Below are 11,058 nucleotides of genomic sequence, written 5' to 3'. Positions count from 1 at the left end.
CGCACGTCTTCGGTGAACGCACTCTGGCCACACTGGAGCGTCTTCTGAGCCTGCTGTCGGCCTTTGAGGTCGTGGTATGGATGACGGATGGCTGGCCGCTGTATGAATCACGCCTGAAGGGAAAGCTGCACGTTATCAGCAAGCGTTACACTCAGCGCATTGAGCGACATAATCTGAATCTGAGACAACATCTGGCAAGGCTGGGACGGAAGTCACTGTCGTTCTCAAAATCGGTGGAGCTGCATGACAAGGTCATCGGGCATTATCTGAACATAAAACACTATCAGTAAGTTGGAGTCATTACCCACTTCCGGACGGTTTTCCACCGCTTCGCGTGTGGTTAAATCGATAATTTGCGCATAAATATTCTTGCCGTCGATTTCGACAACGCCCGGCTCCAGGACGTTGAAGTTGGTAGCGCGCAGAAAATCGAGCGCCTTTTCAATGGCGGCGGGCAAACGGCACGGATTGGGCTGCGCGATATGTCCAAAAATCATGACTTATCTCCTCATAACGCCTGGATTTTGGCCCACACGCTGTCATCAACAGTGATGCCGTTACGGCGGTTTTCGGCCAGCAGGGTAGTAAATTCGTGGCCGGGTAAGCGGATGGCCTGGTTTTCGTCAGCGCGTTCAGCGGTAGTAACGTAATCCATGATGCGTTGCAGCTTGGCATCGCGGGTGGGACCGTCGATAAGCTTGTCCACTTCAATGGCAATAAAAATTTGTGAAATGCCGTATTCGTCGCTGTTGTCCTGGGTGACTTCGGCAACCGATGCGCCGTCGGAAAGGAGAGTAGCGATCATATCCAGCACAATCGACATGCCAGAACCTTTCCAGTAGCCCATCGGCAAAATGCGGCGATTCTTCTCGATAACGCCAGGTTCTTTGGTCAAATTGCCCTCATCATCAAAGCCACCATCGACCGGGAGCTGACGGCCCGCCAGGCGGTTAACTTCTAACATGCCGTAAGAGAACATCGACATATCGACCATGGTGATCGGCGTGGAAGGAATGGCGACGATCAGCGGGTTAGTGCCAATGCGACACTCTTTTGCGCCCCACGGCGGCATTACGGCGATGGAGTTGGTCCAGCAAATGCCAATATAGCCTTTTTCCGCCGTCTGCCAGCCGTAGCTGCCGCCGCGCATCCAGTGGTTGGCATTACGAAGTGCCACCAGACCAATACAGTGATCGGCAGCCAGTTCAATGGCGCGATCCATCATCTTTTTCGCCGTCAGGTTGCCGATCGAACGCTGGGCATCCCACTGTTCAATTGCGCCGAGGCTGGTTATACGTTTGGGTTGGGCATCAGGAATGATATCGCCGTTTTCCAGTTGTTGAATGAAACGAGGGAAACGATTAACGCCGTGAGAATAAACGCCGGATTCGGTGGTGCGGGCGAACATCTCTGCACAGGCGTCAGCCGTTTCGCTGTCAACGCCGCGTGAAATTAAGACCCGATTAAAGGCTGCTTTTAACTGCTCAAATGTCACTTTCATCCCAGGCTTCCTTGTTTTTTTGATCGCTTTTTTGGCTTAAAATTTCAATAAGCGAAACTTGATTTCAAATATATCGATCACTTTTTAACAAAGAAATCTGATTGATGAATTTCAAAAGACATAAAAATCAAGTGGTTATAAATTATCTGTCGAGATCGTGAACTACGGCACACTTTGCGCTACCATCAGGACGCGACAAAATGGGGAAAGAAGTGATGGGAAAAAAAGAGAACGAGATGGCGCAGGAAAAAGAGCGTCCAGCCGGAAGCCAGAGTCTGTTTCGCGGGTTGATGCTGATTGAGATTTTGAGCAACTATCCAAACGGTTGTCCGTTGGCGCATCTTTCGGAGCTGGCTGGTTTAAATAAGAGTACCGTCCATCGCTTATTGCAGGGATTACAGTCCTGCGGCTATGTGACCACCGCGCCTGCCGCAGGGAGTTACCGCCTGACTACCAAATTTATTGCCGTCGGGCAGAAGGCGCTGTCTTCGCTGAATATCATGCATATCGCCGCTCCGCATCTTGAGGCACTGAACATCGCCACTGGTGAAACCATTAACTTCTCCAGCCGCGAAGACGATCACGCTATTTTGATTTATAAGCTGGAACCCACAACCGGGATGCTGCGAACCCGTGCCTATATTGGCCAGCATATGCCGCTCTACTGTTCCGCAATGGGCAAGATCTACATGGCGTTTGGTCACCCGGACTACGTGAAGTCATACTGGGAAAACCATCAGCATGAGATCCAGCCGTTAACCCGCAATACCATTACCGAGCTGCCCGCGATGTTCGACGAACTGGCGCACATTCGTGAAAGCGGAGCGGCGATGGACAGAGAAGAAAACGAACTCGGCGTCTCCTGTATTGCTGTTCCGGTGTTTGATATTCATGGGCGGGTGCCGTACGCCGTGTCGATTTCGCTTTCGACATCACGTCTGAAACAGGTGGGAGAGAAAAATCTCCTGAAACCACTGCGTGAAACCGCGCAGGCTATTTCTAATGAACTGGGATTTACTGTCAGGGATGACCTGGGCGCGATCACATAACGCTTTGGACAAGTGCCAAAACTTTAACATTTCCTTCGTTGGATCAAAGCAGTAGGGACGCGCTCTCTGGCACTCTGCTGTTTTAGTGCAAAGGAGTGATCATGAACCGGTTTATTATTGCGGATGCGACGAAATGTATCGGTTGCCGTACCTGTGAAGTGGCTTGCGCAGTGTCGCATCAGGAGAATCAGGATTGCGCTGCGTTGTCACCAGACGAGTTTATTTCCCGTATTCGTGTCATTAAAGACCACAGCTGGACCACGGCAGTAGCCTGTCATCAGTGTGAAGATGCACCGTGCGCGAATGTCTGCCCTGTTGACGCGATAAGCCGCGAACATGGGCATATTTTCGTTGAACAAACACGTTGCATTGGCTGTAAAAGCTGTATGCTGGCTTGCCCGTTTGGTGCGATGGAGGTCGTTTCTTCGCGCAAAAAGGCGAGGGCGATTAAGTGCGATCTGTGCTGGCATCGGGAGACGGGGCCGCCCTGTGTTGAAGCCTGCCCGACAAAGGCGTTGCAGTGCATGGATGTCGAGAAAGTGCAGCGGCATCGGCTACGGCAGCAGCCTGTTTGAAACGTTTTCCGGCGTTTCTCAACGCCGGAATAGTGCGCTTTGTTTATGCCAGATGCGGCGTAAACGCCTTATCCGGCCTACAAATTCTTCCAAATTCAATATATTGCAGAAATCATGTAGGCCTGATAAGCGTAGCGCATCAGGCAATTTTTAGTGACTTTCAGCCCAGGCTCTTTCTATCTCTTCCGCCAGAATCTTCACCCCCGCCTCAATTTTCTCCGGCTCTGGTACGTAGTTCATGCGCATACATTGATGCGTATGCGGCCACGGTTTATCCAGTCCCGGGAAGAAGTTGTGCCCCGGCACCATCAGCACGCCGCGTGCTTTCAGGCGCTGATAGAGCTGCTCGGTCGTAATGGGCAAATCCTTAAACCATAGCCAGAGGAAAATGGCTCCTTCCGGTTTATGAATCAGGCAGCGATTTTCCGGTAAATAGCGGCGAATGATGGCGATAGTTTCCTGAACACGCTGGTAGTAAAACGGTTTGATGACTGTTTCAGACAGGCGCAGCAGATCGTTACGCTTAATCATTTCACACATCATCGCCGGACCAATACCGCCAGGTGCCAGGCTGATAATGCCGTTCATATTGGTGATGGCAGTGATGATTTTTTCATTGGCGATGATAATGCCGCAGCGGGAGCCAGGCAGCCCCAGCTTGGAAAGACTCATGCACAGCACGATATTCGGATTCCATAGCGGGCGCGCTTCACTGAAGATGATACCCGGGAACGGGACGCCATAAGCGTTATCAATTACCAGCGGAATGCCGTGTTGATTCGCCAGCGCGTCAAGCTTCAGCAACTCTTCGTCAGTAATCACATTGCCTGTTGGATTCGTCGGCCGGGAGACGCAAATCATCCCGGTTTCTTCGCCAATATGCAGATGCTCAAAATCGACGTGGTATTTAAACTGGCCTTCCGGCAGCAGTTCAATATTCGGACGCGCAGAGACAAACAGATCTTCTTCCAGTCCGGCGTCAGCGTAGCCAATGTATTCCGGTGCCAGCGGGAACAGCACTTTTTTGACCCGACCATCGGCACGGCGTCCGGCAAACAGGTTAAATAAGTAGAAAAACGCGCTCTGGCTGCCGTTTGTTAGTGCAATATTCTGTGGTTCGATATCCCAACCCAACTTCTCGCGCAGCATTCCGGCAAGCAGTGTGAGTAGCTCCGTTTTCCCCTGTGGACCGTCGTAGTTACACAGTGCATCAGTCGCTTTGCCACTTTCCAGCATGTCGGTCAGTAGCGTCTGGAAGTAGTCCTGCATTTCCGGGATCTGCGCCGGATTACCGCCGCCGAGCATAATCGCGCCAGGCGTGCGTAAACCGTCGTTCAGATCTTCCATCAGCAGCGTAATGCCGGAGTGGCGGGTAAATTTGTCACCAAAAAGGGAGAATGTCATAGCGGGATATCTGTCGAACTCTGTAGCAAGGAAGGTAACAATAACGCTACATTTGCTGGGGTGCAAATCGGTCTGTTGAAGAGTGAGCGGTGCTTTATCCTGCAACGCTGATTAGGGCTGACATTTTATCCTGGTTGGCGGCTTCCCGAGGTACTGATGAACGGGAAGCCGGAAAAGTCACTGTTGCCCAGCCCAGATGACCAGCACTTTATCGTCGCCATGCTCACGAACAAAGCCGTAGCCCTGCTTCAGCGAAAGTGTCGTTTGTTTGCCCGCGCCAATTGCGGGATGGCGGGCGCGGAACTGGCTGATTTTCTGCCAGTGCACGACGTTGGCGGCAGATTTACCGCTAACATCCTGCCAGTTCATATCCGAACGTGTACCTTGCAGCGGATCAGAACCTGTAGGACCGAACGGACGCGAGGATTCATCGCCATAAAAGATTTGTACCGCGCCTGGCGCTAATAGTAATAACTCTGCTGCTTTGTCGCCCCCTTCACGGAACAGACGGGTATCATGCGACGAGAGGTAGCTCAACACGTTGAAACCCTGCAATTTCTCCGCCATTTGCTGCCAGGTCGTATCCATCTGCGCCAGACAATCGACTGCTTTCGCCGCCTGCTCCTGATAATCGAAATTGATCATCGCATCGAAGCCGTGGCGATAGTAGTCACTTTGCATCACGCCGTGGCCCCAGGCTTCACCGGTCATCCAGAAAGGTTTGTCATCTAATGCTTTCTCGGGGTTAGTTTTTTTCCATTCGCGAAGCGCGGAGCTGGCTTCGGTTTTCAGTTGCTGCCAGGCGGGCAACTCAACATGTTTGGCGGTATCGACCCGAAAACCATCAATCCCATAGTCGCGGACCCACTGACTTAACCAGTGGGTTAAGTAATCGCGAGGTGTAAAGCCTTCGATGACTTTAGCGTGAGTATCCGTTTTGTTTTTATAGAACACCGGCAGACCAGAAGCGGTAGTTGATTCGGTTTTGATATCCGGCAAAAAGGCCAGCGACATAGTGAGATCGTCGAATCCAGGATTGTCGTAATCGCCGATATCCGTTCTGATCCAGTTTTTTCCCCACCATTTATCCCAGCCTGTTTTGTCGCTGAAATTAATGTAATCGTTAAAGCTATGCCAGGTTTGCCCGGCGGCAGGTTTCCAGTCGCTCCAGCGTTCACCCAGCGTTTTTTTCACTTCGTCACCAGAAAGATATAACGCGCCAAACTGATACTCCTGCATATCCACCAGCGTGGCATAGCCGGTGTGGTTCATCACGACATCAAAGAGAATACGAATACCGCGCTGATGTGCGCTATCAATCAGCGTCCGTAGATCGGCTTCGTTGCCCATATTGGCATCAAGATTCGTCCAGTCCTGTGTGTAATAACCGTGGTAGGCATAATGCGGGAAATCGCCTTTTGTACCGCCGCCGACCCAGCCGTGAATTTGCTCAAATGGGGCGCTTATCCATAAAGCATTAACGCCCAACTGCTGGAGGTAATCCAGTTTGTTGATCAGGCCGCGTAAATCGCCGCCGTGAAAAGTGCCAATTTCCGCCATACCGTCTTTATGACGTCCGTAACTCTGGTCATTACTGGGATCGCCGTTTTCGAAACGATCTGTCAGCACAAAGTAAACCGTGGCGTTATGCCAGTCGAAAGGGGTGGATGTGTCAGTTTCTGCCCGTTCCAGCAGGAGTAAACCGTTGCTGGTAGCAGCGGGTTGTAACGTTATTTGACCGTTCTTCACTATCGCAATTTGCTGGCTGTAATAATCCCGTACGGCGGCTCCTTCCGGGAAAGTGGCGCTGACATCCAGCGTGAGCGGTAATCCATCCCATTTCGGGCATTCACGGACCAGGTTTGCTACCGGTTCGGCGGCGTTCTGGATGGAAATCATCAATGTTGGCGTACCGGAGCGGGTGTCTATTTGCAGCGTATATTTGCCGTCCCTGAACAATCGCCATTGAGGCGGCGTGTTGCTACAAGGTTGCAGGGAAAGCATCTGATTGAGTTTTATCGCATCTGCAGGCTGCCAGCACTGTTGGTCAAAATTTAGCGTGAGTGGACGCGTACCTTTGGGCAACTGCGCGTGGCTGACAAATGTTCCCGTTCCCTGTTCGCTAAAGGCAGGGAACCCCGGAGAAGTCCAGCTGGCGGCAACGGCGAAGCCAGGAAGGAGTGTCAGAAAACAGGAGGCGAGTTTCATGGTGGATGAGTCCTTATTGCTGCGATTTCAGACAGTTTGCCAGCGATAAGCCAGACAAAACTCATCCCTGAGCGGTAAGTCCACAGGATGAGAAGCAAGGGTGAGCGATCGCGCGCAAAAAACGGCTGAATTTTGCGATAAACCCCACATTTTCTGCGATTTAGCGCCAATCTGAATCGTTAACTCGTGACATAGTTTCAGATTTGGACTATTCCTTGGGGTGCTCTTGACAGCTATTTTTGATATGATTTGAGATTCAACTCTCAAATTTGTGAAAAATATAAGGTGTTGGAATGATTAAATCCGACCAGGAGACCTGATGATTTTGACTCCCATACGACGATATGGGGCGATGATTCTTATGTTACTCACTCTGGTGTTTTCGAGTGAGGTGTTAGCGAAGACGCACACAACAACAGCGAGTCAAAAGTCCCACTTAACTAAAGCTAGTAATAAACAGGTAAGCAGTAAACAAGAGTATTCTCGCAATAGTGCAAAGAGTAGTTCACTTCCTGATTTGCGAAAATACCCTTCCGGAACACCAAGGAAAAAGGCGTTTCTCCGGACCGTAATGCCTTACATTACCAGCCAAAATGCAGCCATTACTGCAGAACGTAACTGGCTGATTTCAAAACAGTATCAGGGCCAATGGTCACCTGCTGAGCGTGCGCGTCTGAAAGACATCGCCAAACGCTACAAGGTGAAGTGGTCTGGTAATACGCGAAAAATCCCGTGGAATACCTTGCTTGAACGCGTAGACATTATCCCTACCAGTATGGTGGCGACGATGGCTGCAGCAGAAAGCGGTTGGGGAACGTCGAAGCTGGCGCGCAACAATAACAATCTGTTCGGCATGAAATGCATGAAAGGACGTTGTACCAATGCGCCGGGTAAAGTGAAAGGGTACTCACAGTTTAGTTCTGTCAAAGAATCGGTGAGCGCCTATGTCACTAACCTGAATACGCACCCGGCTTACTCTTCGTTCCGTAAATCGCGTGCGCAGCTGCGTAAAGCGGATCAGGAAGTGACTGCCACAGCGATGATTCACAAGCTGAAGGGCTACTCGACCAAAGGGAAGAGTTATAATAACTACCTGTTCGCAATGTACCAGGATAACCAACGGTTAATCGCGGCGCATATGTAATTGCATTTCCTTGAGCCTTATCTGATTTGTCGGTCGGATAAGGCTTTTGCTCGCATCAGGTGGCTGTGCTGAGTTCCCTGATGTGACGCCGACAATTCTCATCATCGCTACAACATGACCTCGCTATTTACATCGCGATACTCTTTTGGCGTTGTGTCATATGCTTTTTTAAAAACAGAGTAGAAATATTGCAGCGATGGATAACCGCACATTTGCGATATCTCATTGATCGACAAGGTGGTTGAAATCAGCAGACTGCGCGCTTTCTCCAGCTTCTCGGCATGAATCATGGCATGGATGGTTTCACCCACCTCTTCTTTAAAACGCTTCTCAAGATTGGAGCGCGAGATCCCGACCGCATCCAGTACCTGATCCACTTTAATCCCTTTACAGGCGTGATTACGAATGTAATGCATGGCCTGAATAACGGCGGGATCGGTCAGCGAGCGATAATCTGTTGAGCGCCGTTCAATGACGCGAACTGGTGGGACCAAAATTCGCTGTAGCGGCATTTCTTCTTTATCTAATAATCGATGCAACAGTTTTGCCGCCTGATAGCCCATTTGCCGCGCGCCCTGAGCGACCGAAGAAAGGGCGACACGCGACAGATAGCGGGTCAGTTCTTCGTTGTCGATGCCAATCACGCATAATTTTTCCGGTACGGGAATGTGTAGATGTTCACATACTTGCAGAATATGCCGCGCCCGGGCGTCAGTAACGGCAATAATCCCGGTTTGCGGTGGCAGCGTTTGTAGCCAGTCTGCCAGCCGATTTTGCGCGTGTTGCCAGTTCTCTGGCGCGGTTTCTAACCCCTGATAAACCACTCCGCGATACTTTTCTTCGGCGACAAGCTGACGAAATGCATATTCGCGTTCAGTGGCCCAACGTTTGCCGCTTGATTCCGGAAGACCATAAAAAGCAAAGCGGTTAACGCCTTTCTCTTTTAAATGCAAAAATGCGCTTTCAACCAGCGCATAGTTATCGGTGGCAATGTAATGAACGGGTGGGTAACTTTCTGCAAGGTGATACGAGCCGCCAACCCCAACAATGGGGACGTCGACATCAGCCAGCGCTTGCTCGATTTGTTTGTCGTCGAAGTCGGCAATGACGCCATCTCCTAACCAGTCCTTGATTTTATCAATGCGGGCGCGGAAATCTTCTTCAATGAAAATATCCCATTCTGATTGTGACGCCTGTAAATATTCCCCTACGCCTTCTACTACCTGCCGGTCATAGGCTTTATTGGCATTGAACAGTAATGTGATGCGGTGACGTTTAGTAAACATGGTTCTTTTCCTGCTGAATCATGCAAAAACTCAAAACCGGTAATACGTAACCGGCTTTGAGAAAATTTTTATCAAAATCAAGAACGGCGTTTGGTTGCGGAGTCCATCCATACTGCCAGCAACAGAATCGCACCTTTAACGATATACTGCCAGAAGGTCGGTACATCCATCATACTCATGCCGTTATCCAGTGAAGCCATGATAAATGCCCCCATTACTGCTCCGGCAACGCTCCCCACACCGCCAGCCAGGCTGGTGCCGCCAATCACGCATGCTGCAATAGCGTCCAGTTCGGCGATATTTCCCGCAGAAGGTGAACCAGCGCCAAGTCGAGAACTAAGGATTAATCCGGCGATGGCTACCATTAATCCGTTAATCGCGAACACGGCAAGTTTGGTGCGTTCAACGTTAATCCCGGAGAGACGTGCTGCTTCCAGATTGCCGCCGATGGCATAAATGCGTCGTCCAAATGCCGTCCGCGTTGCCATAAACATTCCGCCGAGTAACAGCAACGTCAGCAGCAGAACAGGAGTGGGAACGCCACGGTAATCATTCAACAGCCAGATTGCGCCTAATACGATGATAGCGGTTAAAGCCTGGCGACCGACTACTGCGGTAGAGGCCGGAGACTGTAAACCCAAAGCCTGACGGCGCATTCTTCCGCGCCATTGCCAACCAACAAAAGCCATTAAGCCAAGCGCGCCAATGATGAAGCCGGTACTGGCGGGGAGATAGCTTTGCCCAATTTGTGACATCGCGGCGCTGGTGGGGGATACAGTCGTGCCGTTGGTGATGCCAATGAGTATGCCGCGAAATGCCAACATGCCCGCGAGGGTGACAATAAATGAAGGGACTTTACGGTACGCGACCCACCATCCGTTCCACGCACCGAGAAGCAGTCCCAGAACCAACGTCACAATGATGGTAAGTGGCAAAGGCCAGCCTAACCAGACGTCACAAATCGCCGCGACGCCACCTAATAGCCCCATCATTGAGCCGACGGAAAGGTCGATTTCAGCAGAAATTATGACGAACACCATTCCTACCGCGAGGATGCCGGTAATCGCGGTCTGGCGTAACAGGTTGGAGACGTTACGGGCGCTTAAGTAGGCACCATCGGTGGTCCAGGTAAAGAACAGCATGATTGCGATGATAGCTGCAATCATCACGAAGACCTGCAAATTCAGTGATTTCAGCCCGGAAAAGCCACCGGATGTCGGTACGGCCAATTTCACTTCAGACGGATTGCTTTTCGACATGATGTTCGCTCCTCAATGCGGCTTCCATCACCTGCTCCTGAGTCAGGTTATGATTTATCAGGTTGGCTTTTAGTTTCCCTTCATGCATCACCAGTACACGATCGCTAAGGCCGAGCACTTCAGGTAATTCGGAAGAGATGACAATAACGGCAATACCCTGCTGGACGAGTTGGTTAATTAATTTGTAGATCTCATATTTCGCGCCAATATCAATACCCCTGGTAGGTTCATCAAGAATGAGAATGCGCGGGTTGAGTAACAGACAGCGGGCGAGGATCGCTTTTTGCTGATTGCCGCCGCTCAAACGTCCAATAGCAAGATCGGGGGACGACGTTTTAACTTTGAGTTGCTGGATTGATTCCAGAATACATTTTTGCTCTGCCGCGTCATCAAGCTGGCTAATGCCACCGGTAAATTTATTGAGTGCGGCGGTGATGCTGCCAACTTACTGATTTAGTGTATGATGGTGTTTTTGAGGTGCTCCAGTGGCTTCTGTTTCTATCAGCTGTCCCTCCTGTTCAGCTACTGACGGGGTGGTGCGTAACGGCAAAAGCACTGCCGGACATCAGCGCTATCTCTGCTCTCACTGCCGTAAAACATGGCAACTGCAGTTCACTTACACCGCTTCTCAA

The 11,058-nt window shown here is 50.8% G+C and carries 9 protein-coding genes and 3 pseudogenes; 5 read left to right on the top strand and 7 right to left on the bottom strand.

Going from position 1 to position 11,058, the window contains the following annotated elements:
* Positions 1-290, top strand: a pseudogene (locus BGK49_RS25180) (IS1-like element IS1X2 family transposase); the annotation flags it as partial.
* Positions 291-305: 15 nt separating this feature from the next.
* Here the strand turns inward: BGK49_RS25180 and BGK49_RS03220 are convergent.
* A pseudogene (locus BGK49_RS03220) lies at positions 306-497 on the bottom strand (YhcH/YjgK/YiaL family protein); the annotation flags it as partial.
* Between the two features lie 11 nt (positions 498-508).
* Positions 509-1,501: a 3-dehydro-L-gulonate 2-dehydrogenase gene (gene yiaK, locus BGK49_RS03215; protein WP_000869023.1), complete on the bottom strand. Its 993-nt coding sequence runs from the start codon at positions 1,499-1,501 to the stop codon at positions 509-511.
* Between the two features lie 200 nt (positions 1,502-1,701).
* On the opposite strand from yiaK, the gene yiaJ reads away from it, so the two are divergent.
* Both yiaJ and BGK49_RS03205 read left to right on the top strand, forming a co-directional pair.
* On the top strand, positions 1,702-2,550 hold the full coding sequence (gene yiaJ / locus BGK49_RS03210) for an IclR family transcriptional regulator YiaJ (protein WP_000514248.1): 849 nt from the start codon (positions 1,702-1,704) through the stop codon (positions 2,548-2,550).
* Positions 2,551-2,651: 101 nt separating this feature from the next.
* Positions 2,652-3,125 carry a 4Fe-4S binding protein gene (locus BGK49_RS03205; RefSeq protein ID WP_005039319.1) on the top strand — a complete coding sequence of 158 codons (474 nt, stop codon included), beginning with the start codon at positions 2,652-2,654 and terminating at the stop codon, positions 3,123-3,125.
* A 150-nt stretch (positions 3,126-3,275) separates the two neighbouring features.
* On the opposite strand, the gene avtA is transcribed toward BGK49_RS03205, so the two are convergent.
* Positions 3,276-4,529, bottom strand: coding sequence for a valine--pyruvate transaminase (avtA, locus tag BGK49_RS03195; RefSeq protein ID WP_000144361.1), 1,254 nt, complete (start codon positions 4,527-4,529; stop codon positions 3,276-3,278).
* A gap of 177 nt (positions 4,530-4,706) precedes the next feature.
* Entirely contained in the window at positions 4,707-6,737 is a 2,031-nt protein-coding gene (gene malS / locus BGK49_RS03190; protein WP_000761941.1) for an alpha-amylase, read from the bottom strand.
* A 319-nt stretch (positions 6,738-7,056) separates the two neighbouring features.
* Between malS and BGK49_RS03185 the strand changes: the two genes are divergently transcribed.
* Positions 7,057-7,881, top strand: coding sequence for a protein bax (locus BGK49_RS03185; RefSeq protein WP_001297957.1), 825 nt, complete (start codon positions 7,057-7,059; stop codon positions 7,879-7,881).
* 107 nt (positions 7,882-7,988) lie between these two features.
* Here BGK49_RS03185 and xylR read toward each other — a convergent pair whose 3' ends face one another.
* The 3 genes and pseudogenes from xylR to BGK49_RS03170 form a co-directional block, all read right to left on the bottom strand.
* Positions 7,989-9,167 carry a D-xylose utilization transcriptional activator XylR gene (gene xylR / locus BGK49_RS03180; RefSeq protein WP_000494484.1) on the bottom strand — a complete coding sequence of 393 codons (1,179 nt, stop codon included), beginning with the start codon at positions 9,165-9,167 and terminating at the stop codon, positions 7,989-7,991.
* A 77-nt stretch (positions 9,168-9,244) separates the two neighbouring features.
* Entirely contained in the window at positions 9,245-10,426 is a 1,182-nt protein-coding gene (gene xylH, locus BGK49_RS03175) for a xylose ABC transporter permease XylH (protein ID WP_000045978.1), read from the bottom strand.
* A pseudogene (locus tag BGK49_RS03170) lies at positions 10,404-10,856 on the bottom strand (ATP-binding cassette domain-containing protein); the annotation flags it as partial. The pseudogene BGK49_RS03170 and the gene xylH, both read right to left, overlap by 23 nt.
* A 55-nt stretch (positions 10,857-10,911) precedes the next feature.
* On the opposite strand from BGK49_RS03170, the gene BGK49_RS25170 reads away from it, so the two are divergent.
* Positions 10,912-11,058 (top strand): IS1 family transposase (locus tag BGK49_RS25170; RefSeq protein WP_001393286.1); only part of this gene is annotated, 147 nt, incomplete at its 3' end.

The organism is Shigella sp. FC1544, assembly GCF_001722145.1.
Taxonomy (GTDB): domain Bacteria; phylum Pseudomonadota; class Gammaproteobacteria; order Enterobacterales; family Enterobacteriaceae; genus Escherichia; species Escherichia coli.
Note: the sequence above shows the minus strand (reverse complement) of the source record. Positions and strands in the feature narration are given on the sequence as shown.

Coding starts and splice junctions, on each gene's coding strand:
- avtA (WP_000144361.1), bottom strand. CDS start 4,529: ATGACATTCTCCCTTTTTGGTGACAAATTTACCCGCCACTCCGGCATT.
- xylR (WP_000494484.1), bottom strand. CDS start 9,167: ATGTTTACTAAACGTCACCGCATCACATTACTGTTCAATGCCAATAAA.
- xylH (WP_000045978.1), bottom strand. CDS start 10,426: ATGTCGAAAAGCAATCCGTCTGAAGTGAAATTGGCCGTACCGACATCC.
- BGK49_RS03205 (WP_005039319.1), top strand. CDS start 2,652: ATGAACCGGTTTATTATTGCGGATGCGACGAAATGTATCGGTTGCCGT.
- yiaJ (WP_000514248.1), top strand. CDS start 1,702: ATGGGGAAAGAAGTGATGGGAAAAAAAGAGAACGAGATGGCGCAGGAA.
- BGK49_RS03185 (WP_001297957.1), top strand. CDS start 7,057: ATGATTTTGACTCCCATACGACGATATGGGGCGATGATTCTTATGTTA.
- yiaK (WP_000869023.1), bottom strand. CDS start 1,501: ATGAAAGTGACATTTGAGCAGTTAAAAGCAGCCTTTAATCGGGTCTTA.
- malS (WP_000761941.1), bottom strand. CDS start 6,737: ATGAAACTCGCCTCCTGTTTTCTGACACTCCTTCCTGGCTTCGCCGTT.